This window comes from Pedococcus sp. P2_F6 (assembly GCF_056403675.1).
Genome location: NZ_JBFUEZ010000006.1, coordinates 123,992 through 147,474 on the forward strand (window position 1 = coordinate 123,992; position 23,483 = coordinate 147,474).

Below are 23,483 nucleotides of genomic sequence, written 5' to 3' on the forward strand. Positions count from 1 at the left end.
TGCCGGGTCCTTTGGTACGCGCTGACCTGCTGACCATCCCTCCGGGTACGCGACCGCCTCACAGCGGGACCTTGCCGACCGACTGTGAGGCGATCACCCCTGCACCCCTGCGGTTCCCGCGCGCTCCCTTCAGGACAAGGTGAACAAGTGGCGGCGGTGCCGGCAAGGTGGCTGGATGTTGCCACGCTATGCGGGCGCTCGGCCGCTGAGACCCATCAAACCGCGTAGTCACACCTTCCTTGCGATCTCACCGATCTGCCCTGTGATTGCTGCCTGGATGCGGCGGTCAGGCAGCGCCGACGACATGATGAAGGTCGACGACTCCGGGTCCCACGGTGTGCTGCGTGGGGCGTACCACCCAAAGGGCGGCGTGGGTGTCCGCTCAGCGCAGTCCGGAACCCCTGGTGGTACTTCGCCGGATGAGCCGGCGGCATGTTATCGCCCGACCCGGAGGTTAGGTGAGCCTTCGGGAAAACTCTTGACACAATCCGCCGAAATCCTTAGCTATCCAGTCCACGAAACACCTGACCCTCGCACCGTAACGACACGTACTCACCCAGATTCGGCCAAATATGGCACGAAAACGACCTGGAGGGGGCGGGCGCGGATGACACCGGAGTCAGGGCGGCCGGACATGGCTGCTAGAACACAACTCGCCGCGATGACCGACTCAGAGCTCGTGTTCAGCCCGTCCGGCCTCCCGCTCAGGCAGACCCGCGGCAAACACCGACTCGACGAGTCCCATAGATCCGTCGTCGAAATCGTTCCCTCCGACCCCGACCCGCGCGCGACCCCATGGACGACGAACGTGTCGACCGTCGCCGCCACGTTGGCCGCGTTGAAGGAACTCTCGGTCACCCCTCCATCGCCGCATGCCGCGAAAAGTGGCGTGTTTCCGGTCGGGCGCACGCATGCAAACCCCGAAGCCGCGAAGCCGAGTACTCCGGCCCCGACCTCACCCGTGCGTAACTGGAGCAGCTCGACGGACACCGCGTCCGTAGAAGAGACGCCGCTGCCAACGCGACGTTCCCTACGCGAGGCCACGGAGCGAAGCCAGCCCACTGGAAGCCGCGCCAGCGCCGGTCTCTTCACCCGCATCCTGACCGTGCGCGCCTTCCGGGCCCACCAGAGCCAACTCAGGAGAACTAGCGCACCTGTCGCCGCCGTCGGCGAAGTCCTGCGCGCCGCAGCGGTTCACGGCGTCCTCACCCTCCACCACCGCCGGGTGCCGGGCCAACGTGGTCGGGTCGACTACCTGGCCGTCAGCGCATCGGGCGTGTACGTCATCGACGTCAAACACCACAAGAATGCCCCCATCGAGCTTCGCACTAAGGACCACAGAACCGACACCGGACCAGACCTCATCGTCAGCGGCCGGGTCATGACCACCGCAGCAATCGCAACTTCGAGACGGGTAAGTGCCGTCCGCACCGTCCTCAACAACGCTGGACTCGACAACGTGCCAGTGACAGGGGCCATCTGCTTCGTCGACGGACTTCTCCCGCTAGGGGTCGCAAACATCGAGGTGCGCGGAATCCACATCCTGCGTCAGAGCAGCCTCACCGCCTTCGTCTCCACAACAGGCTCCCTGGACCCGGAGCACCGCCGCACGATTCAGGAATACCTGGCAGAGCAGCTCCCCCGTGCGTCTTAGCAGACCAACTGAACCACCTGGGGGCGCCAAGCGGAGCCGGACGGCCCGCGTCCCCGCCGCGTGCGCGGACCTTTCCCAACTGGCTAGCTCAGGGCGAGCTCCGCGCGCACCCGACCCGCTCGGGCCGGACCCACAGCAAGAGCGCCCGAGACCCTTTCCTAGACGACGCCCTCAGCACCAAGCCGCCGACCTCCGCAACACGATCCGGCCTCCACGAGCACGCATCAAGCGGCAGCTCCACGTGCAACCGGGAGCATGTCCTCCCGGACAACCGGACCAAGACCAAGCGCGTCTAGATATACCGGGCCATGACGTTCGTTCCACCCCCTCGAGTGCGGTGCGTCTAACCGCCGCGAGTCGCGCGCGTGCGGCGATCCCGCGATGCGCGCCCCCTGCTTCCTTCGGTGCGCCCCTTCCACTCCACATCCCACCTCAAGCGGACGCAATGAGGTGAGGTTTTCTTAATCGTCCGCGTTGACTGGGCCGCTCGGACTGCGTGGCGTCAACTTGGCAGCGGCTAGCCCGAGCGCGTAAGCCGCCAGTGGAGGCAACAAGGTCCCGGGGCTGAGAGCGGTTTTGACCGGCTCGAACAACACGTTGAACATTGCCAACAGCACGTTGTCTTCGATCTCGACACAGTCCCGGCGAAAGACGGCGCAGTCGCGTTGTTTGGTTGCGAATTTATGCTGCGACACCGTACTGGCGAGGACGAAAGTAACCGCACCACTGGCAGTCTGAACGTGCCCAAGAAGCGTGTGCCCGGGATATGAATCGTGTTCAAGGAATGATCCGGCGAGCACGCATACCAAGCTGATCCACGCGAGCACGGTTGCAACCGATCCGAACATCGCGTACTCGTCCGCCGAGCGCAGCAGGGATGCCTCCACGAAAAGCACTGTCCTCGTCGCTGGTCGCATGCGTCAACGACCTCGCAGGTGTCCACGGACTGGAGTGGATGACGGGCGTACGCGGCGGTTGAGCACGTCAGCGTCCAACACCTGGCACGTGCGCACCCGTGAAAGGACGTGGTCAGTCGCGCTGAGGCAACCGTCGCCGGGTGACAGCGGCTTAGGCGGTCAGACTGCTCAACGTCGCAGACCGACCTGCGCGCGAGCGGAGTCGGAGTGCCCAAAGGTCGATGGCTAACAACCCATCTCGCCCGTCATCGAGGGTCGTTCGCCCTACTGTCATGGCCCCACGAGGCGAGGACCAGCACGACGTCGCCGGAGGTCGACGGCTGGTGTGGTGGCCTTCAGGCGCATCCAGGGCGGCTCGACGACCTGCTCCGCGAGCCCTTCACACTGTCCGCTTCAGTTCCGTATACGCACGTCAAGCGAACGGCCTGCCCGGCGTTGGCCACCTTGGCACACTCGAATGAGCGGGCGAATGGAGATGCGTCACTTCACCGCGTGTCGGACTCCGAGCGACTATTCGCTACGCCGAGGGCGGAGAGAGCAGCGTCGTGCCCACGGGGGTTTGGGTGCAGACAAGCGACACAAGGCGTGCCTGGTCGTAGGCTCCGGTGGTGGACAACCGCGACCCTTACTCTCCCGAGGAGAAGCGCTGGCGGCGACGCCAGACGGCCGCCACCATGAGCCGACTTGAGGAGCAGCAGGCGGAACTGACAGCGGCGGCAGGCCTCTACGCTCGCAAGGCCCGACTGTGGCGACGCTTCAATCTTGTCCTGGGTTTGCCCAGCGCCATCCTCGCTGCACTGGCGGGTGTGGCAGCGTTCTCAGATCTGTTCGGCTCAGTCGTGGTCGGCATTACTGCCCTTGTTTCGGCAGCGTTGACGGCGACCATTGCGTTCTTTCGACCTGAGGACAACCGCAGGGGCGGGGAGACCAAAGCCGCTGGCTACAGAACGCTGGCCAACGACGTTCGAGACTTCGTCCAGATCGAGTCCCTCAACCCCGAGGTGCTCGCAGACGCGCAATACTTTCTGCAGGATCTCGGTGATCGCCGCGCCGCGGTGGAGAAGGGGGATCTGGCTCCCGACCGATGGGTTCGCGGTAGGCCCATGGGACCGGGTGACATCGACTACAACTGGCTGCTCGATAAGAACAGCACCGAGTAGTGCGCACCCCAAGACGGCTGTGTGGCAGCCAGTCCTCACCTGACCGAGTCTCCCCTTAAGTGCAGACACGTGCCGGGATCAGGAAGTGCGTCACTCCGCCGCGATTGCCGACACCCGACTACCTCACCGCACTCGTCCCGCCAAATTCGCTGTGGCCCCTGCATCGGTTCGACGCCGGGGCGTGGGGGCAGGGCGCGCACACCGATGTCGTTTTGGAGGACTGCTTGCGCAGTGGTCCGCCAATGAGGGGCCGTCAGTCGTCGGACACCGCCGCAAGACCCAGCGCGGCGCTCGACCACCATGAGTATCAGGCGCCGCACGACCCTCGACGGAGCGATTGGCGGCTGGGACGATCTAGGGATGGCTGTCATCGGTTTGGAAGAGGGAGAGTCGTTCGGTCACCGGCACGATGAGGTCAGCTACACAATGCTGATCTCAGGGGCAGCGGACCTCGAAACGCCCTCGGGCGTCGTGAAACTCGTTGTCGGTGAACGTGTCCTGACCCCCGCGAATGAGCACCACTCTGTGGTTGCGCGCTCGACCGGAGTCGTCTTCGAGTGCTATCACAACCGGCCCAAACCGGGCGACCCTAATCCCTCGTGACATCCCTGTTTAGCGGCCGACGCGGCGCAATGCCTGACCGCCTCTCTGCGGGCGATTCCGACCCAACCGGCGGGCCTGTGCGGGTAGAACGTCACCGCGGACTCGATGTGTGGCCCGTGCGCCTTCTCGCCTTCCTGGTAGCGGTGCTCGTGTGGGCAATCCTGCGTGAGAACCTCCCACCATCTTGGGTCAGCCGTTGGCCGTGGAAGCTGACCCTGCTCGGCGCAGCCCCAGCAGCGGCATTAGTGGGGGGTCTCCTGGCCCTCATCGCAACCCGACGACAACTCACCTTGACCGTCGAACCACACTTGGGATGGGCGTCATCGCGTGACGCCAGCATCATCCTCGGCAAGGACACCGCATGGCGAGTGGTCGTCACCAACAGCGGTGGAGGACGAGCCATCGTCCAGCAGGTCCGCTACAGGGTGGCCAAGGTCGGGCAGGTAGTCGATGACCAGCCGTGGGTAACAGTGGACGCGGCGCGCGCAGAACTCGTGGCGCTCGGGCTAGTTGAAGATCAAGACTTCGCATTGCGCCGCATCGGCGCCGGCGCTGGCATGGGAGTCGGAAAGGACTACGGCGTCGAAGTGCTCGCGCTGAACGTCAAGGGGCTCGAGTGCGTCTGCGCGGTCGACGTGTGCGTTCGCTATCAGAGTGCCACCCGCGACACCTACGAAAGGGTTATGCCCCTGTTGCCCCGCGAGGGTGTGCCGGGGTCAATCGTGGCACGCACTGTCGGCGACGGCGCCGCCGAACTCCCCGGCTGAATCATCTTGCGTGTCGCCGCAGCCCGACGTCTTCACTAGCCGTGGCCCTTGCGGCCGACAAGCGGCCACCACTCAAGCCGCGTCATTCCGGCACCCCTCTGATGTCAAGGGGCGGGTTGGAGCGGCCTCGATAGGACTGTCTTCCGCGTCGGTGCGGGCGCGGGTAGCGTCGTGGTTGCGGGTCCGGGAAGTGGCTGATCCGAAGTGCCGGTGTGCGGGTGGAAGCCGGCCGCGCTGGATTTGTGTGTCGCCCCGCGGTGCCCTCCCGGGCCCGCGTCTACGCGTGTGGCGGCGTCGGCACGGAGCTGGCGGTACATCGCGTCGGAGATCCTTCTCTTGAGGCAGCGCATCGCTTCCCGGCGGGACTTGCCGGCGGCGATCTTGCGCCGGTAGTAGGCCCTCCCGTCGGTGTCGAGGCGGATCTGGGTGGCTGCGGCGATGTGGATCATGTGGTTCATCCGCCGATTCCCGGCGCGAGACAGGCGGTGCCTGACGACCTCGCCGCTGGAGGCTTCGAGGGGTGCGGTGCCGGTCCACGATGCGTACCGGTTGCGGTCGGCGAACCGGGCGACATCGCCGGTGTCGGCCAGCACCCGGGCGGCGACGACGGGGCCGACGCCGGGCAGCTCCATCAGCGCGGAGCCCGTGGCTAGGACCATCTCCTTGAGCTCTTTGGTGATGGTCTTAGCCTTCTTCTCAATCGCCACGAGCTCGGCTATCTGTTCGGCAGCCAGCCGTCGACGGGTCTTCCCGGCGACGTCGCGGGGCTTAACAGTGGCGAGAATTGTCTTGGCCTGGCCCGTGGTGATGTTCTTTTTCGACTGTCCCGGAACAAGTTCCGACAGCAGCCGGTGAACCCGGTTGACGCACTGGATCCGCGACCGGGTCAACTCCGCGCGCCGGTCGACCAGCAGTCGGAGCGCCTCGAGCTGCACGTCGTGCGCCAGTACCCGCAGGGCCGGTGTGCGGACCGCGACGACCGCCACTGCGTGGGCGTCGTGCGGGTCCGTCTTGCGGTTGTGCCCGGTATTCAACGCCCGAGCCCGAGCTGAGAGCTTCGCCGGCACATCGACGACGTGCTCGCCGTCGGCCAGGAGTCGCTGCGCCAGCGGCCGGCCGGCGCCGTTACTGCCCTCGACCGCCCACACCCGCTCCGGGAAGGGCGCCACGTGACGGCGCATCGCCGCGTACCCCGTTCTGTCGGTGGCGAACCGGCCCGTCGCGAGAACCCTTTCGCGGTCGTCGACAACCTCGATGGTCGCCGACAGCTTGTGGGGATCGACCCCGATGAACACCCTCGACATCACCTGCCCTACCTTCCGCCGTCGCTGTTTGGTTGACGCCGGGCGGGCATTGCTGCTGAGAGCGGGGCAGACCCCTCTGGAGCCACACACCGGCACGGTGCGCGGCGGGAACGCAAACCGAAAATGAGCCACACCCGCTACGAGGTGGGCAGCCGCAAGGAGAGCTTCCCGCCGAACACCTGGACCGAGTCTGGCCGGACATCGGACCTGCCGACAATCGTCAAGCAGCCGCGTGTCGGACGCAGCGGTCGTCCGCACATGCCGGCGGTCTCGGTGAGGCAACATCCAGCCGCTACTAGCCCATGACCAGGGCCGACTGATGACCGGTCGGCCAGGAGCTCGACCCGACGTTCAGCTGGGACTACCGCTTCGCGACGGTGAGAAGGGCAATCGGGTGCATGGAGTGCATGCGTGCGCATGTGTCACACCGGGGGCACAAGCCGAACGGCTGCATAGCAAGACACGGGCTGACGCGAGGAGTGGCAGCCCGGTGAACGGGCTTACTGACTCCAGATGCCGCCCAGCAGGAAGCCGAAAGCCAATAGAAGAACGAAGACGAGACCGGGCTACTCCCAGGACGGTCGGGACAACGGGCCAAGGCCCCCCTCAGGTGATCGCCTCACAGCCTCCACGCTACTCCCCGCCACAACAGCACCCCGCTCATATCTCGAGCTGAGGTGGTGATGTCCCGTAGTGAGCGGCCTCCAGCACAAGATAAAGCAAATGCGGTGGTACGAGCTGGGAGCTGAAGGCCCTGGCGCACATCTACTGCGACCGCCCTCGGGATGTGCCCCGGGGTGTCAGGTCTGGCCGGCGGGTGCGCGGGCTTGTGGTGTCATACCGTTCGCGCAGGGACAGATCGGACAATTGCGCGAGTCATCACCGGGCCTGCCCGGTGAAACTCAGAGCGTGGTGGGCAAGCACGAGAGTCCGCGGTCGCGCCGGGCGCACTGGGCGGCGTTCTGCGCGGTTGTCGCCATCGTGGTCGTGCTCCTGGCCTCTGGGGTTGCGTGGGCAGTCCTGAACGCCCAGTCGGGCACCGACGAGTCGACGGACTCGGGCAAGTCCACCGTATCGACGCGGACCACTTCGACCCGTTCCACGTCGTCAAGTCCCACCCACCCGGCGACGAAACCGCCGACCGCCCCATCCGACGCAGCGCTGACGAAGGCGCAGCGCGCACTGGTCACCTGCCGGGCCGACCTGGCGGCTCGCGAACGCTTGGCACAGGCGGCAGCGGCCTCCGCGCGCGACTGGGGAATGCACACCGGTGCCCAGATCAAGCTCGACAGCGGGGCGTGGACGCTTGCGCAGGCCAAGGCCGCCTGGGCCGCGTCGAAGGCACGTGGTGCCTCCGACATCCGGCAGTTCGCTGCGGCCATGACTGCTGTAACCAATGACTCCGGAGCGACGGGCTGCCGTTCGGTGATGGCAGACACCGCGCCGACGGAGTTGGCCGCACAGGGGAGATCGTGCGCCTCCAGGGACAGGGCGCTCTCTGCCGTGGCATCGACAGGGGGCGTAGTGCACTCGCAATGGGCCGCGCACCTCGCCATGATGGCCGACAAGACTCACACCGATGCGGGCGCGTACCACAACCGCTGGGTGACGATGGTGGCACAGGCCCAGACTCCGCTCCAGCGGTATGCCGCGGCGGCAACGGCCCTTTCGCGCGCCCCCCTCTGCTCGGCCTGAGCTGCAACATCCCAGCCGAGCCGGGCACGGGGTGAAGCAGGGCGTTCATGATTCCAGCCGTGGGGTCTGGACGCTCGGATCTGCGGCGATCCGCCCGCGCTGACTTGCGTCACAACGCCGCCAGGCGGGCGCGGACTGGCGCGGCTCTGGTTTGATGCACCTGTGCTTCTCGCATCTGCCGCGGTCAGAGCAGTCTGACTTCCGCCGCCCAGCCGGATTTGAGGATCGCTCGCGTGGTCGGGCCGGGGGAGAAAACTTGCTCCGCCTCGCGTGGAGACGAGTACCGTTTGCATTGTTGGGTCACGCCGCGCAGCGGAGTGTCCTCGCTGCCCAAGGGAGTCCACGATGCCAAAGGTGGAACTGGACGTCGAGACGAGTGCGTCGCCAGAGGCTGTGCGGGCGGCCCTGCTTGACTTCTCCCACCGCCGGCCGGAGATCTGGCCGGGGATCGACCCGGGCCAGTATGAGGTCTACGCGATGGGGGACACCTTCGCCGACGTGCGTGAGGGCAGCAAGTTGCCCGGAACGACCATCTGGGCAAAGGAGCACTACGACTGGTCGAGCAGTGACGTGGTCACCTGGACCGTCCAGGAGAGCAACTTCTGCGCCCCGGGGAGCTATGTCTCAGCCGCTCTGTCGCCCCGGGGGGACGGCGGTAGCCGGATCCACGTGATTTGGAACCGTACACCGACCTCGATGCTCGGGCGGTTGGCGACGGTGCTGATCCAGCTGACCGGCGGGAAACCTGTCGCCGCTTCCCTTCGCAAAGCACTGGGCAAACTCGAGCCGCCGTCAAGCCCTGAGGAGGAGTGATGGTCAAGTCTGCAGAAAGCGTCGTGGTGGAGCGCACACCAGAGGAGGTCTACGGGTACGTCGCGGATCTGCGCAACGAGCCGAACTGGCACGTCGATATCGCATCCGTGCCCGCCGAGACCGATCCGATTCCAGTGGTAGGCAAAACTTCTGCGGTTCAGTTCAAACCGTTCATGGGCAAGACCGAGGGCACCTTCACGGTCGTCGAGGCCGAGCCTGGAGCGCGCGTGGTATACCGCGCAGACTTCGCCGGGCTCCAACCTAGGATCACGTACACCGTTGAGCCCGTGGGTGACGGGACGCGGTTCACGCGCTCCGTCGAAATGCGGCCCACCGGACTGAGCGTGCTCATGGCTCCGCTCATGGCCCTCATGGTTCCGCGTCGGAACAAGGTGTTCGTGGAGAATCTCAAGCGAGCCCTCGAAACCTAAGTAGCGTTGCTCATCCGTCTGCGGGTGGATAGAGGGTCGCTCGGGCCGCGAAGGGTGCGGCATTCCGCCGCGAGGTGGGCTAGGACATCAGGGTCGGGTTGGCAGGCCTGCGGCATTCAGGTCGAGTCGAGCGTGTCATTAGTCTCAGGCGTCGCGAGCAGTTCGGGCTGCCCCGATGATGTCTGCCCGCGTTGCATCGTCAGCGAGGTCGAGATCCGAGAGGGCGTCGATTTCGAACCATTGGATCGCATCGTGTTCGTCCGGTGCCGCGTTGCGTGGTTCGCCGTCCCATGACTGGACCATGAAGGCATGAGTCTCCAGAAGGGGATCGCTGCAGGCCATCGGAACGGCGCGAAGGCCGCGAACTATCACTCCGATTTCCTCTAGGCACTCTCGTTTGGCGGCGTCCGCCGGAGCCTCCCCGCCCTCAACGTGTCCGCCCGGCAAGTCCCAGCAGTTGGGGTAGAACTGCCGCTCGGGATGCCGGTGAACCATGAGCACCTGGCCGTGCCGCACGAGCAGAGCCATCGCGATCCGTTGTAGGGCAGGGTCCATCACTGAAGACTAAAGGGCGCTTGCAGCAGAGCGCCCTACTCATGGCGCGATCAGCAGGTCCGCCGTCGTCAGTCGTGGCGAAGGTCGAGTTCTTGGCCCTTTCACCAGGACCCGACACAACTCAGCCCGGTAAGGGTGTTTGCCCTGGGTACCGGTTGGCGGCCGTCTTGCAGGTGAGCCACGACGCACGCTAGCGCCGCGACGCGCGATGTGCGTCTCTCCGCCGCCAATCGGCCCCGTGCGTTCGGTGTGGAGCGCGTCAAGCTGCGGTTTGCCGGCTTCTCCACCAGCGGACGGCCGATGCGCTGCCGATCATGGCGGGCCACAGCCACCAGCCGAACAGTGGAAGAAGGAAGGGGTCGAGCTGGATGGAGGGGATCATGAGGAGGACGGCCGTGACGGCGCCGACCGTTGCCATCGTGAAGCCGGCCCAGCAGATCCAGCGGGCAAGGAGGCGGCCCCTGATCGCCAGCCAGGAGTAGGTGGCGACTAGTGCCATGCAGGGGACCAGGACGGTGAGGGTATAGAGCCACTGCGCCACGGCCGTCAGCTCGTAGAGGGTGACGACTGCCTGGTCCGTGACAGCGGCGAGCTGGTTTGGCAGGGCGAAGATGGATGACGTTGCGGTGACGAACAGGCTTTGCATTGCGACGATGCCGACCAGGCAGACCATCACGGAGGGCCCGACTGACCATGGCCGCACCTGCCGCACGTGTTTGGCCAAGACAGCCACGAACGTGACCAGGAGCGGGATTGAAGCCAGGGCTGCCAGAGTGTTGACCTGGATTGTTCCGGCGTTGTCGATGGCGAAGCGTCGGATGTCCGCGGCCGACGCAGTACCGGGGTCGGGCGCCGATTCCGGTGCGAAGGTGCCGATGCTGACCAGGAACAGGGCCAGGCTCAGAAGGGCTGTGTGTCCGACTGCCCGGCGGTTGCGCGTGGCATCGTCCTGCACTGCGAGAACGGGTGGCGGGTTCGTGGTCATAGCCGTGTCCTCTCGTTGAGTCTTCAGCCCACGGTGCTCCCCGCCCGCACCGGGACGCGTCCACCAAGAGTCGCGACGCGGTCAGCCTGAGGTCGCGGTGACCGTCAGGTCTCTACACCCCGCAGTGGCGCGTGAGTACCGTCGTTGGGGTGAACGGTCTGGGCGATCTTCGTCCCACGCGCGGCGAGTCCGTGCTGGCGGTGGTGCTGCTCTGCGTGGCGCTGACAGAGGCGGTGTTCTCGGATGAGCAACCGGCTCCCACGCTCGTGCGCCTGCTCGCCGCGACGATGCCACCGATCGCTGTGGCGTTCAGCCGGACCCGGCCGGAGGCTGCCGCGGGCGCGGTGGTGGCCGTGTTCCTTCTTGGGTCTCTTGAACCGTCCCCATCTGGGACGCTGGGAGCCGGGCTGGCTTGGTTGGCCGTGGTGTTCGCCGTGGCGGCCTGGTCACGTCAGCGCTGGCCATGGCTGCTGACTCTGGTGCTTGCCGGCACGATGCGCGACCTTCGCACCACCGAGTTCGAGGCCTCGAACGTGCTGGTCGACTGGGTCTTCTTCGCCTTCGCAGCCGGTGTTGGCAACCTCGTGCGCCGCCGCACGACCAACGCGGAGATGCTGTCCGCTCAACTCGAGATCACCGCCGCCGAGCACGAGGCCCGGACCACGCAGGCCGTGACCCATGAGCGAGCCGCAATCGCCCGTGAGCTGCACGACGTCGTGGCACATGCCGTGAGCCTCATGGTCGTGCAAGCGGGCACAGCGCGGCCGATGGCGCAGCAGGTCAACCAAGAGCTCGCAGACGTCCTGGCAACCATCGAGACCACCGGACGTGGCGCACTCACCGAGCTACGCGGACTCCTGCACGTCATCCGAGCCACAGACGAGACAGATCTGGCGCCACCACCAGACCTGAACCGGCTTCACGAGCTCGTCGACGGCATCCGCCGTGCTGGCGTCGACGTGCGCAGCACCTTCGCCTTCCCCGCCGATGTACCCGCCGGAATCGGACTGTGCGCCTACCGGACGGTCCAGGAAGGACTGACCAACGCGATGCGCCATGCCGACGGGTCACCAGTCGACCTCGAAGTGACCAGTGACCGGTCGACTCTGAGAGTGCGAGTCCACACCAGCGGCGGCTCCGGTAGGAAAGCGGCGCCCGGCACAGGCACCGGTCTGATCGGACTACGCGAACGGGTGCTGCTGTCCGGTGGGCGCCTGACCGCCGGACCCGACGCCACCGGGTACCTGCTCGATGTCGCCCTACCACTGACTGTGGACCCAAACGCGACGGACGACCCGCAGAGTCCCCCCGAAGGTGCGCCTTCATGATTCGGGTACTGCTGGTCGACGACCAGCACTTGGTCCGAGAGGGCATCGCCCGGCTGCTGCGCGACGTCCCCGACATCGAGGTCGTCGGGCAAGCCGCGGACGGCACCTCGGCGGTGGAACTGTCCCGGCGCACCCTGCCGGACCTGGTCCTGATGGACGTGCGCATGCCTGGAATGGATGGAGTCGACGCCACCGCGCACATCGTCCGCGACCGGCCCCTTGCGCGAGTGCTCATCCTCACCACGTTCGACTTCGATGAGGCCGTGAACCGCGCCCTCCAAGCTGGAGCCAGCGGGTTCCTGCTCAAGGACACCCCCTATGACCAACTACTCCACGCCATCCGAGTCGTGGCCGCAGGCGACTCTGTTCTTGCCCCGTCCGTTACCCGTCGCCTGATCGAGCACTTCGCCCCCCACCCCACGCCTACGGCGGCGGACCTTGCACTCCTTGATCGGCTCACCGACCGCGAGGGTGAAGTCCTGGGCCTCATCGCGCAGGGGCTGTCGAACGCCGAGATCGGTCGAGCCATCTTCCTTAGCGAGGCCACGGTCAAGACCCACGTCGGGCGAGTCCTGACCAAACTTGGCTGCCGAGACCGAGTCCAAGCCGCCATCTTCGCCCTTCGCACCGGCTTCACGGCACGAACCTGAAACCGCCTGACGTCCCACCGCGGCTTGTGGCTGCTACTTCCACGCTCCGACCACTCACCGACCGCTCGCGGAACCGACCCCGGCCCAAGGAGAGCTTGAACGTGCGTCACTTCGCCGCCAATGCCCGCAGTGCAGTACTCCTCCAACGTCCACTCACAGCGCGGCGCACGCCTCGCGGCCGGGCCGCGCCTCTACGTGCCGCTCGTCAGGCTGAGAAGACGAGCCACGATCCAGGATGGATCAAAGCGCTCGACAACTTCGTCGCCCGTGCCAGAGCTGACGGCCCTTGGTTCAGGTCCGCCGGACTGGCAGTCCACCAAAGCGACGCCCGCCTCGCACAACCTGTCCAGATGCCCGGAGAGAGCTGGGTGGCCCCAGAGCTTGTTGTTGATCATGGGCACAAGCACCATCGGGATCCGCTGTCCGAGTGCCTCGCACAATCGGCTGTGCGCGTACGTATCAGCAATACCGGCCGCCAGTTTGGCCACCGTGTTGAACGTCGCCGGCGCGACGACGACCACGTCGGGCTCGGCCGAACTCGTCTCGCCATGACCAAGGGCCGAGTTGAGGTGCGAGACGGTCGCTTCGTCGACCCAAGCGCCGGCGGACGGGGTGGTGACCACCTCGATCTGCCAGCCGGCCTCGCTCAGGGCCTCGGCAATATCGGAGCAGCGGCTCGCCAGGGGGGCGCCGGTGACGACGAGCAGGCAGGTAGACACATCCCTAGTGGAGCAGACCGGCCCGCGTGGCGAGGTCAGTCAGCGATCGTGTCTGCGCCTTCTTTCCTCGCGCGAGCATCTCCCGGACCAGCTCCTGGGCGATGACGTTGTGCCGGATGACCTCTGGCGCCACCCGCTCGGCATCCAGCAGATGCAGGGTCGCTTCGGCATCGCGCTTGCGTTGAGCCTGTGCCCAAGCCAGGTCCAGCTGCACCTGGGCGCGCCGGCTCGCCAGGCCGGATGGAAGCCGCTCTGTGTCGACGGTTGCGGCTGCGCGCAGCGCCTCGCCTGGATCGCCCAACTCGGCCGCGACCGAAACCCGGTGAATCGCAACGTTGGTCGGGCCGAACGCTGTCCAGGCGTGATTGCCGTCTTCACCCAACATGTTGGCCATTCGCTGCGCGCGCTCGAGCCGTTCCCATGCGGTCCACTGTTCGGTCTGCCGCGCGGCGATGACCGCGGCGATCAGCCAAAGTGCGCCGCACAAGGAGACGATGACGGGGGAGTCGGATCGCGCTGTGCGTTCCAGCCGCTCAGCCATGCCGACGGCCAGGTGTTCGGCGTCCTGCGGCTGCTCCGCTCGCAGCACGGCGCACGCCACCTGGTAGGCCGCCATCCCCGATGCCACGTCGGACTCAGCGGTGTAAGCAGCAGTTGCGGCGCGGTCGGCGGCGAGGAGCGCGAGATCACCAGCTCCCAGCTTGGTGACCAACTTTGCCGCCGCCGCATACGCCGACACGTAGATCAGGTGGCCTTCGCGTTCCTCCGGAGTCTGCGCCAGTTCTAGGCGCAGCCGCTCGGCTTGCCCGAGCAGTGCGGGCAACTCACTGACCACCTGCTCGTAGTGCGCGGCCTGGTAGCTGCGATGGACCCCCACCACCTGAGCCTGCAGCTGAGCAAGAGTCAGGACCGCGGGCGTCGAGTCGCCGAGCATGTGGTCGTAGCGCGTCATGCAGGTGCGCAGTTCGGCCAGGCCGGCGCCGAAGGCCCCGCCGTTCGGCTGGACCTGCCACGGACGGCCCGAGAGCGACTCCATATCAACGTGCAGCACACGCGCCAGGTCCAGGAGAACCGACAAACGGTCGACCGAACGCACACCGCGTTCGACCTGCGACAGCCAGGACTCTGACCGCCCGACCAGGCCCGCCAACGCGGCCTGACTGAGGCCGCGACGACGCCGGTACGCCGCGATCCGTTCTCCCACCGCCCCGCTTGCCATGCTGCGACCCTTCGAAGTCTCTGAGGACACGCCCTTGAAATATAGCCAAAAGAGGACAAAGAACCACCGGAGTCCGCTTGGTTGTGGACAACTTCGCGCTAGGACGGCGATTCCGTATGCCGCGTGGCCGGCTCGGGCGCGCGTGTCACGTTGGTGGCGCGGGCAGCTGCCCGAAGCACGCTCACCGGCTGGTCCAGCAGGGTGGCGGCCCGTTCGATGCCTGATACGGACACCAGCTCCGCTCTGGCGAGGTTGAGCCGTTCCTCAGCTGTCTCGATTCGGGCCTGGTGCTGACGAACGAGCGCGTCCAGCTTCGCCTGTGCAGCCTCCTTGGCTGTGTCGGCGGCGTGGACCGCAGCAACTGCCTGGCTCTCCATCTGCTGCGCCTCACGAAGTCGGTGGCGAGCTCGTTCGTCCAAAGGCCTTCGGCTGGGACGGGACATGGCAGCGCTCCTGGGGTTTCGACTGGTCTCACCTGATGCGTCGTCTACCGCTCGACCGGTACAGCCCTGCCTCCCACCCCCGACCCGAACCTGCCCGGCTCCGTGTCACCGGTCCTCGGCCCGCCCTCGGCACACCGTCCGCCACGCGACCCGCCGCTTCCTCCCATCGGCACCACCGCCCTTTCCATCAGCACACCTCTGGCATCCGAGGCCTCTTCAATTCTCGTCGTGTATCGCGGCGGCGGTAGCCGGTGCGACAGAACACCCGCATACGGCGCCCACCGAGACGACGGAATGGACTGCTCACATGACGATGTCGATCCGCCGGATGACGCTCGGCAGTGGCTACAAGTACCTGATGAGTTCCGTCGCGCAGAGCGACGGGGCCTCGCAGCAGGCGTCCGCGTTGACTCGCTACTACGCGGAGTCGGGCACCCCACCGGGACGGTTCCTCGGCGAAGGTCTCGCGGGCCTCGATCGAGGGAACGGGGTTAGGCGAGGCAGCCGGGTGACCGAGGAGCACCTCTTCCGGATGCTCGGCATGCTGCAGGATCCCCTGACGGGTGAGCAACTTGGCCGGCCGCCGCGGCGACCCGCCGCCTCATTCAGCGATCGGGTGGCTAGCCGGATCGCTCGCGAGATTACGGGGCTCAGCGGCGAGACTCGCGAGGAGGCGGTCCTCAACATCAAGCGCGAGGAGCGGATCGCGGAGACCAGATTGGCCCGCGCTGTCGCGGGGTTCGACCTCACCTTCAGTGCGCCCAAGAGCGTGAGCGTCGCGTGGGCTCTCGCCGACGCAGGGACGCAGGGGGTTATCTACGACGCCCATCAGAGGGCGCTTGCCTACGTGGTGGCCTTTGCCGAGCGAAGCGTCTTCAGCTCCCGGTCAGGGAAGAACGGCGTCGTCCAGGAGGACATCCGCGGGATCGTCGGCGCGGCGTTCGACCACTGGGACTCACGGGCCGGCGACCCGCAGATGCACACTCACGTCGCCGTGATGAACCGTGTGCAGAGCCACGACGGCGTGTGGCGAACCCTGGACTCTCGCGCGCTGTTTCGCTCCGCGGTCGGGCTCTCCGAGATGTACAACGGCGTCCTCTCCGATCTGCTGACCGAGGCTCTGGGCTGGGGATGGGACCCCGCGCGCCGAGCCCATTCTGCGGTTCCTAAGTACGAGGTGGCTGGCGTTTCGGAAGCACTGCAACGGGAGTTCTCCAGGCGTTCGTCGGCCATCGAGACCGCCACCGAGAAGCTCGTCCCTGCCTTCGTGGAGGCCCACGGGCGCGGACCCAGCAGTCGGGAGATGCTGCGGCTCCGGCAACGCGCCACCTTGGAGACCCGTCCGGACAAGCACGTCAAACCCTTGGCCGACCTCGTCGAGGTATGGCGCACACGGGCCCAGAGCGTCCTACGGGACGAGCCCGTCGCGTGGGTCAAAGGCTTGGGGGAGAGGAACGACTTGCCACTCCTTCGCGCCGACGACCTCACCACCGAGATGCTCGCCGAGGTTGCCTCCATCGCCGTCGACACGGTCGCTACAAAGCGGGCGACCTTCTCCCTGGCCAACGTCTTCGCCGAGGTCCTGCGGCAGGTACACGGCGTGCGATTCGTCAGCGCCGACGACCGAATGGCCGTCGTCGAGCGCACCCTGGACCTCGCGTTGCAGGAGTCCCTGTCCCTCAGTGCCCCGGAGCTGGCGCACACGCCGAAGCCCTTCACACGGGCCGATGGGACTTCGCGATTCCGCGCTCGCGGGCACGAGGTCTACACGACGCAGGCGTTGCTAGAGGCGGAGGCGAGACTTCTGGAGGCGAGCCGGCGCACCGATGGACCACGCACCGGCATACAGGAAGTCGCCGATGTGGCTGAAGCCGAGCTGCCTGGTCGGGCGCACCAGCTTGCCGCCGATCAGGTCCGGGCGATCGAGCAGATCGCGACCTCTGGCCGCCCTCTCGACCTCCTCGTTGGACCTGCGGGCACCGGCAAGTCCACTAGCATGTCCGGACTGCGGACCGTGTGGGAGAAGGTATTCGGCGCTGGCTCCGTGATCGGCCTTGCCCCCTCCGCGGCGGCGGCGAAAGTCTTGGCGCACGAGTGTGGGATCCCCACGGAGAATACGAGCAAGTGGCTCACCGAGCATTCCCGTGAGCCCGAACGGCTTGCGGAGATCGACCGTCTCCGCGCCCAGATGCGCCGTCAGGGACCATCGATGCGCACCGCGCTCCTGCGCAGGCGCATCGAGGAGCTCACCGCTGAGGTCAACCAGTGGCGGCTGCATCCCGGCCAGCTCGTGATCGTGGACGAGGCGTCACTCGCGGGCACCTTCGGACTCGACGGTCTCACAGAGTCGGCGCAGAACGCCGGCGCGAAAGTCGTTCTGGTGGGCGATTGGGCCCAGCTCAGCCCCGTCGAGGCAGGCGGAGCATTCCACCTGCTCGCCCGCGACCGCGACGTGGTGCCCGAGCTCACCGACGTTCGCAGGTTCGTCAACCATTGGGAGAAGACGGCATCAGTGAACCTGAGGATCGGACGCGTGGAGGCCGTGGACGACTACCAATCGCAGGGCCGTGTCGAGGGCGGCGACCGCGAGTCGATGCTCGATCTGATGTATGCCGGGTGGCGCGAGGACGTCGAGGGTGGTCGCCGCTCGTTGATGATTGCATCCGACAAGGAGACCGTGGCAGCCCTAAACGAACGGGCACGAGCAGATCTCGTGGCGGCAGGTCGGGTCGCGCGAAGCGGCATACAGACGAGCAACAGCGAACACATCGCTGTTGGGGACCTCGTGGTCACTAGGGAGAACAACAGGCGCCTCTCCTGCGGCCGGGGGTGGGTCAAGAACGGCGACCAGTGGGTCGTGGTCGCCGTCGCCGCAGACGGAGCAGTGACCGTCTCGCGCACTACCGGGATGGGTATGCCGGGCGGCCGGCAGGTGGTCCTCCCCGCCAATTACGCGCGTGAGCACCTCGAGCTGGGCTACGCCACCACGGCTCACCGAGCGCAGGGCAGGACAGTCGACACCGCTCATGCGTTCGTATCGGTGACGACCCAGCGAGAGGTCCTCTACGTATCTGCCACACGGGGACGCGAGTCCAACAGGCTCTATGTCGACACGATGTACGACCCGGACATGGATACCCAGCACGGCATTCCGACGGAACGCGACGCCGGTGACGTGCTCCGAACGGTCCTCCAGACGCGCGGAGCCGACCTGTCGGCAACTGAGACCATGAGAGCCGAGTGGGCGGAGCAGGACTCCATAACTCGCTTGTGGGCGGAGTACGAGACGATTGCTGGTCTCGCGCAGCGCGAGCGGTACGACGCCCTGGTGCGCGGCTGCCTTGGCAACGGTGAGGACACCCTGGGTGTGACCGAGTCTGAGGCGTACGGCCCGCTGCTCGTCGCGCTGCGTGAGGCGGAGTCACTGGGACTAAACGTCGGGCATCACCTGCCGGCTCTGGTGGGGGGTCGGACACTGGCCTCCGCCGATGACCCGGCGGCCGTGCTCCATGGTCGAGTGGACCGCTGGATTCAGGGTGCTGATCGCACGCGCCAGGTGAATGTGGGGCGCATTGCTGGCCTCTTCATGAAGCAGGTCTTCGCGGCCCAGTCGGACCTGCAGGACGGTCTCGACGACCGCGCTCGCCTCATCGAGGAGCGAGCCCGAGCCGCTGCGGAGGCTGCTGTCAGGAACGGGCAGGCGTGGGCGGCGCAGCTGGGCCGGCGCCCCGCCGACCCACTGCGCGGCGAAGAGTGGATGCTGAGAGTGGCCACCGTGGCTGCCTATCGGGAGCGTTGGGGGATCACCGACCGCTCTGTCCTCGGAACCACCGAGCCACCATCCGTTGAGCAAGAGACGCAGAGGCGCCTGGCTCAAGCCGCCGTCGAAGCGGCGCTCGCAATCACACGCGCTGAACGGGCGAATGTCGGCACCCTGGGGCACTCTGTTGAGCAGGGCGTCACGAGGGAAGGTGTGCAGATGTGAGCCTACGGAGCGGAGCGGCTGCCCCAGCGCAGCTGGCGCACGAACGGAGCGCTGCCTACGACGACGCGCGATCCCTGGCTATCGAACTGGGCCGAGGCTCGCCTTCACGTGCCTTCGACGCCTTGAACGCCGGGATTGTCCTGGCACCCGATGAAACCGTCTATCGGTCAACCGAAGCATGGCTTCGGATGCAGAGCTCGGGGAGCTGGGGCGAAGCCCGCCCCGCCAACGTCCTGATCAGCGACCAGAGACTTCTCTGCAGACTGCTCGATGGAGGCTGGACCTCCCTTTGGTGGAACGGCGTTGTGGGGCTGCAGGTCGACATCGCCGCAGACCACGTCATTCTGGACTACGGAGACGGTGAGCCAGTAGCCCTCTCCGGCCTTCACGCGGCCGGTATTGGCGTCGCTGCCATCGCATCCGTGTACGGCGTCGAGGCGCTAATCGTCCACCCCTCGCTCGTGCCAATTCGAACTCAGCAGCCTGTCGATCGTTAGCCGCTCGGAGTCCCGGCCTCGTTTCGTCCGGCCGACCGGTTTACCCCGGGGTCGTTCGTGCCCGCGATTCAATCCCGCGTTAGAGCTCAGTTGAACTCTTCGTCCCGCGAAGGGCTGCCTGCGTCCTTTTCGAGGGCTGGCTGAGGATCGACATCGTCGTGCGACAACTTGTGCGACATCTCTTGGCCAAAGAGGGCGACCCACGGTCACTCGCGGTCGATGACCCCCGTGGGATGCAGCCTCGTTGAAACCACACAGCGACAGGTCAGTCAGTTTCTGACCTGCGGCTTTTTCTTGGGGGGCGGGGCGGGTCGAACCCCGACCTTCCGATTTTCAGACAGAGACGAACGCCCATGGCAGCAGCCACTTTTGGCTCGACGTGCGACATCTCGTGCAACATCTCAGCCGGCGCCCGGTCGGGACAATCCATCCTGTCACCTACCCGCTGGCAGACCACCAGTTGCTACGCATGCGCGGCAGCCCTCTGCAGTACTGCTGACGACCCAAAAGAGTGTTGTCTGACGAGTAGGTCACCGACCGTTACGCGCAGAGGCTGGGTTGCGTCGGCCAAGGGGTGCGAAGCGACGAGAGGCCGGCCAGTAGCCGGCGCAGTCTCAGAGATTTTGCGGCTGATCATGCCGACGGTGCAGTCGGACAAAATATACCGTTGCAACGGTGCTTCCTATACGCATGCGCGAACTTTTCATCCTGAGCAGCTGATCGTCTGGATCTGCCGTATATCTCTGGATCGACATTCCGCCATCGCTCTACGATCCTCCGCATGAGCAGATTGATAAGCGCAGCGCCCAGGGGGCGCGCAGAGGTCGGCCACACCCACGCGGACGTTTCTGGTGGTGCCCTTCGGGCGTCGGTTTTTGGCGCCATGGATGGACTGGTTACCAACATCGCCTTGGTTGCGGGTGTTGGTGGCGCCGGGGCCAATCCCCACTACATCGTCCTCACCGGTCTTGCCGGGCTGGTGGCTGGGGCGTTTTCGATGGCGATGGGCGAGTTCACGTCCGTGAAGACCCAGAACGAGCAGGTCGACCGCGAGTGGGCGAAGGAGCGTGCGGAGATCGCCGCGAACGGCCCGGCTGAGGAGCGAGAACTGGTTGAGATGTTCGCCGAGATGGGAATGTCCCATGCCACGGCGGAGGATGCTGCGCGTCAGGTCCATGCCGACCCAGAGCAGGCCGCGCTGCTTCACGTGACGCAGGAGCTGGGTCTTGACCCCCAGGACAAGCCCTCGCCGCAGGTGGCGGCGGTGTCGTCGTTCTTCACCTTCTCCGCCGGTGCGCTGGTTCCGCTGATCCCATTCCTGCTCGGCTTCACCTCACTCACCCTCGGCCTCGCTGTGGGTGGCGTGGGTCTGCTCGTCGCCGGTGGTGTCGCGGCGCTGGCCACGGGTGTCCCGTGGTGGCTGAGCGCTATCCGGCAGCTGGCGTTCGGTGCCATCGCTGCGGGCGCGACCTACCTGGTCGGTTGGGCGATGGGCGTCGGGGTCGTGGGGTAGGCGGTGGCGTCGTGGCGCTTCGCCTTCGTCGGGAGCCGGTGCCGTCAGGCATCGTGACTTGGAAACCCGATGTACGTCAGGGGTGTCCTCGTATGCCGTCGCACCGGTACGCAGCCCTTCAGGGTGGTCGGCCCGCGTCGGGTCTCTGACTTGGGGTCGTGGTGGTGTCAGCTTCATCGACCAGCGCTGGCTGGTCCAACCGAATCGAAAGAATGTCCGTAATGAAGGGAGCGCGAGATGTCATCTGACCGTTTGAAGTCATCACTGGTGGGGGAGACGAGTACTCCTCGGTGCGGGGGCGGGGTGATGAGGGCTCGGCTTCGTTGGGTGGTTGGTCCGGCGCTGGTCGCGGTGACCGCTGCCGGCTGCGGCATGGGCGGTGGGGATGGGCAGGCGAACGGTACCGGCGCTGGTGGTGGCCACCTGGTGTACGACGAGTTCTCTGCGCCGGTGGCGGCGTGGGCGCTGGAGAGCGACGATGCCCAGCTGCTCTCGCGGGCGGGGTGTTCGGAAACGCTGACCCGCAACGCGGCCGACGGGGCATTGAACCCGGCTTTGGCCGAGTCGTGGGCCCGGGTCAGCCCGACGGAGTGGAAGTTCACGCTGCGCAAGGGTGTGAAGTTCCAGGACGGCACGGCCATGGATGCCCAGGCGGTCGCGGGTGCGCTGAACCACCTGCTGCAGGCCAAGGTGCCGGCCCGGTCGTTCAACCCCAAGTCGGTGTCCGCGGTTCAGGCGGTGGATGCCGGGACGGTGCAGATCACGACCCCGGCGCCCGATGTGCTGCTGCCGTTGCGGACGGCCAGCCCCAACACGGCCATCCTGTCCCCGAAGGCCTACCAGGGTGCCCAGCTCAACATCCAGGGCACCTGCACGGGCCCGTTCAAGGTCGCCAAGGAAGTGGCCGGCCAGTCGCTGCAGGTGGTCCGCAACGACGGCTACTGGGGTGGCAAGCCCGGCTTGGCCAGCGTCGAGATCCGCTTCATCGGGTCCGGTCCGACCCGGGTGACGCAGGTGCGCACCGGTGAGGCGGACATCGCCGCGGTGGTCCCGGCGGTGTCGGTGCCGGAGCTGCAGGGCGACTCCACGGTCAAGGTGGAGAAGATCCAGTCACCGCGTACCGCGGTCATGTTGCTGAACAACTCCCGGCCGCCGTTCAACAACCCGGCGGTGCGCAAGGCGTTCCAGTCGGCGCTGGACACCAGCGCGATCGCCAAGAGCATCTATCACGATGTGGCGATCCCCGCCGTCGGCCCGTTCGCGCCGACGGACCCGTGGGCGCCGCAGGGTGCTCAGCCCATCACGGCGAGCCTGGACCAGGCCAAGAGCATGTTGGCGCAGGCCGGAGTCAAGCCCGGTTCGCTGACCGTCACCCTCGTCGCCTACACCGACCGGCCGGAGTTCGCGGACCTGGCAGCGGTGATTCAGGACCAGCTGGCCAAGCTCGGGGTCAAGGTCAAGATCAGGACGGGAACCAACGCTGCGGTGCAGCCGGACCTGCTGGCCGGCAACTTCGATGCGGCGCTGTTCTCCCGTGGCTACCTGATCGATGCCTTTGACCCGCTCAGCTACCTGCGTTCGGACTGGAGCTGCAAGGGCACCTTCAACATCGCCCACTACTGCGACCCGCAGACCGACGCCCTGATCGACAAGGCCGCCGGGACCGAGGATGCCAACGCCCGGCACCAGATCGAAGGCCAGATCGCGCAGAAGCTCCAGGCCGACGCAGGCGGGGTGTTCCTGGTGCACGAATCGCTGGTCACCGCGCTGCGCCCCCGCGTCCAGGGCTTCAAACCAGACCCGCGCAACCTCTATGTCCTCACCAAGGACCTCACCATCCGCTGACCAGCCGGGAACCATCAGCCCGGACCAGCCAGCGTTCGCTGACCCACCAGCCCGGACCCACCTGCCCGGACCCACCTGCCCGGACCCGCCAAGGTCCCGCAGGTAGGTGGACCACCAAGGACATCCGCCGCGCCCATGGAGCCCCCTTTCCCATGGGCGCGGCGGAGCCAGTGAGGACACCGCCGATGCCCGGTGACATGAGACGAATCATCATCGTCGGGGCCTCGCTGGCCGGGCACCAGATAGCCACCCGGTTGCGCGGTCTCGGGTACGACGGCGAGCTCACCGTGTTCGGCGCCGAGACCCACCGACCCTATGACCGCTACCCCCTGTCGAAGGGGTTCCTCTCCGGGGACGTCAACGAAGGGGGCCTCGCGATCGAGCCCGGCCAGCTCGACAT

The 23,483-nt window shown here is 66.5% G+C and carries 19 protein-coding genes; 12 read left to right on the plus strand and 7 right to left on the minus strand.

From position 1 onward, the window contains the following. Window positions 1-661 precede the first annotated feature (661 nt). Window positions 662-1,654 carry a nuclease-related domain-containing protein gene (locus AC1DWP_RS17365; protein WP_477615736.1) on the plus strand — a complete coding sequence of 331 codons (993 nt, stop codon included), beginning with the start codon at window positions 662-664 and terminating at the stop codon, window positions 1,652-1,654. Between the two features lie 461 nt (window positions 1,655-2,115). Here the strand turns inward: AC1DWP_RS17365 and AC1DWP_RS17370 are convergent, their stop codons facing one another. Further along, window positions 2,116-2,541, minus strand: a complete 426-nt coding sequence (locus AC1DWP_RS17370; protein WP_477615737.1) for a hypothetical protein — start codon at window positions 2,539-2,541, stop codon at window positions 2,116-2,118. Window positions 2,542-3,179: 638 nt separating this feature from the next. Here AC1DWP_RS17370 and AC1DWP_RS17375 point away from each other — a divergent pair. Both AC1DWP_RS17375 and AC1DWP_RS17380 read left to right on the plus strand, forming a co-directional pair. Then, on the plus strand, window positions 3,180-3,731 hold the full coding sequence (locus tag AC1DWP_RS17375; protein WP_477615738.1) for a hypothetical protein: 552 nt from the start codon (window positions 3,180-3,182) through the stop codon (window positions 3,729-3,731). Between the two features lie 719 nt (window positions 3,732-4,450). After that, on the plus strand, window positions 4,451-5,101 hold the full coding sequence (locus tag AC1DWP_RS17380; protein WP_477615739.1) for a hypothetical protein: 651 nt from the start codon (window positions 4,451-4,453) through the stop codon (window positions 5,099-5,101). A gap of 104 nt (window positions 5,102-5,205) precedes the next feature. Here AC1DWP_RS17380 and AC1DWP_RS17385 read toward each other — a convergent pair whose 3' ends face one another. Further along, window positions 5,206-6,405, minus strand: coding sequence for an IS110 family RNA-guided transposase (locus AC1DWP_RS17385; protein ID WP_477615740.1), 1,200 nt, complete (start codon window positions 6,403-6,405; stop codon window positions 5,206-5,208). Window positions 6,406-7,314: 909 nt separating this feature from the next. On the opposite strand from AC1DWP_RS17385, the gene AC1DWP_RS17390 reads away from it, so the two are divergent. The 3 genes from AC1DWP_RS17390 (at window position 7,315) to AC1DWP_RS17400 (ending at window position 9,344) form a co-directional block, all read left to right on the plus strand. Beyond that, on the plus strand, window positions 7,315-8,100 hold the full coding sequence (locus AC1DWP_RS17390) for a hypothetical protein (RefSeq protein WP_477615741.1): 786 nt from the start codon (window positions 7,315-7,317) through the stop codon (window positions 8,098-8,100). A 354-nt stretch (window positions 8,101-8,454) separates the two neighbouring features. Next, window positions 8,455-8,913, plus strand: a complete 459-nt coding sequence (locus AC1DWP_RS17395) for an SRPBCC family protein (protein ID WP_477615742.1) — start codon at window positions 8,455-8,457, stop codon at window positions 8,911-8,913. Then, a complete protein-coding gene (locus AC1DWP_RS17400; protein WP_477615743.1) occupies window positions 8,913-9,344 on the plus strand; it encodes an SRPBCC family protein in 432 nt (143 codons plus the stop codon). The genes AC1DWP_RS17395 and AC1DWP_RS17400 overlap by 1 nt, the downstream gene beginning before the upstream one ends. A gap of 144 nt (window positions 9,345-9,488) precedes the next feature. Here AC1DWP_RS17400 and AC1DWP_RS17405 read toward each other — a convergent pair whose 3' ends face one another. Together AC1DWP_RS17405 and AC1DWP_RS17410 are read right to left on the minus strand one after the other, a co-directional pair. Then, entirely contained in the window at window positions 9,489-9,899 is a 411-nt protein-coding gene (locus AC1DWP_RS17405; protein ID WP_477615744.1) for an NUDIX hydrolase, read from the minus strand. A gap of 259 nt (window positions 9,900-10,158) precedes the next feature. Beyond that, window positions 10,159-10,884 (minus strand): hypothetical protein, encoded by a 726-nt coding sequence (locus AC1DWP_RS17410; RefSeq protein ID WP_477615745.1) that lies wholly within the window; start codon window positions 10,882-10,884, stop codon window positions 10,159-10,161. Window positions 10,885-11,033: 149 nt separating this feature from the next. On the opposite strand from AC1DWP_RS17410, the gene AC1DWP_RS17415 reads away from it, so the two are divergent. Both AC1DWP_RS17415 and AC1DWP_RS17420 read left to right on the plus strand, forming a co-directional pair. Next, window positions 11,034-12,212 carry a sensor histidine kinase gene (locus AC1DWP_RS17415; protein WP_477615746.1) on the plus strand — a complete coding sequence of 393 codons (1,179 nt, stop codon included), beginning with the start codon at window positions 11,034-11,036 and terminating at the stop codon, window positions 12,210-12,212. Next, window positions 12,209-12,862, plus strand: a complete 654-nt coding sequence (locus AC1DWP_RS17420) for a response regulator (protein WP_477615747.1) — start codon at window positions 12,209-12,211, stop codon at window positions 12,860-12,862. Before AC1DWP_RS17415 ends, AC1DWP_RS17420 begins: the two co-directional genes overlap by 4 nt. A 191-nt stretch (window positions 12,863-13,053) precedes the next feature. Here AC1DWP_RS17420 and AC1DWP_RS17425 read toward each other — a convergent pair whose 3' ends face one another. The 3 genes from AC1DWP_RS17425 to AC1DWP_RS17435 form a co-directional block, all read right to left on the minus strand. After that, entirely contained in the window at window positions 13,054-13,581 is a 528-nt protein-coding gene (locus AC1DWP_RS17425; RefSeq protein ID WP_477615748.1) for a flavoprotein, read from the minus strand. Window positions 13,582-13,585: 4 nt separating this feature from the next. Beyond that, window positions 13,586-14,800 carry a helix-turn-helix domain-containing protein gene (locus tag AC1DWP_RS17430; protein WP_477615749.1) on the minus strand — a complete coding sequence of 405 codons (1,215 nt, stop codon included), beginning with the start codon at window positions 14,798-14,800 and terminating at the stop codon, window positions 13,586-13,588. A 98-nt stretch (window positions 14,801-14,898) separates the two neighbouring features. After that, window positions 14,899-15,177 carry a hypothetical protein gene (locus tag AC1DWP_RS17435; RefSeq protein WP_477615750.1) on the minus strand — a complete coding sequence of 93 codons (279 nt, stop codon included), beginning with the start codon at window positions 15,175-15,177 and terminating at the stop codon, window positions 14,899-14,901. A 64-nt stretch (window positions 15,178-15,241) separates the two neighbouring features. On the opposite strand from AC1DWP_RS17435, the gene mobF reads away from it, so the two are divergent. From mobF to AC1DWP_RS17455, 4 genes are all read left to right on the plus strand, one after another. After that, window positions 15,242-19,228 carry a MobF family relaxase gene (mobF, locus tag AC1DWP_RS17440; protein WP_477615751.1) on the plus strand — a complete coding sequence of 1,329 codons (3,987 nt, stop codon included), beginning with the start codon at window positions 15,242-15,244 and terminating at the stop codon, window positions 19,226-19,228. 1,278 nt (window positions 19,229-20,506) lie between these two features. After that, complete coding sequence (locus tag AC1DWP_RS17445; RefSeq protein ID WP_477615752.1) at window positions 20,507-21,238, plus strand: VIT1/CCC1 transporter family protein; 732 nt, start codon at window positions 20,507-20,509, stop codon at window positions 21,236-21,238. 327 nt (window positions 21,239-21,565) lie between these two features. Next, complete coding sequence (locus AC1DWP_RS17450; protein ID WP_477615753.1) at window positions 21,566-23,083, plus strand: ABC transporter substrate-binding protein; 1,518 nt, start codon at window positions 21,566-21,568, stop codon at window positions 23,081-23,083. Between the two features lie 197 nt (window positions 23,084-23,280). Continuing rightward, a partial coding sequence (locus tag AC1DWP_RS17455; protein WP_477615754.1) for an FAD-dependent oxidoreductase occupies window positions 23,281-23,483 on the plus strand: 203 nt, incomplete at its 3' end.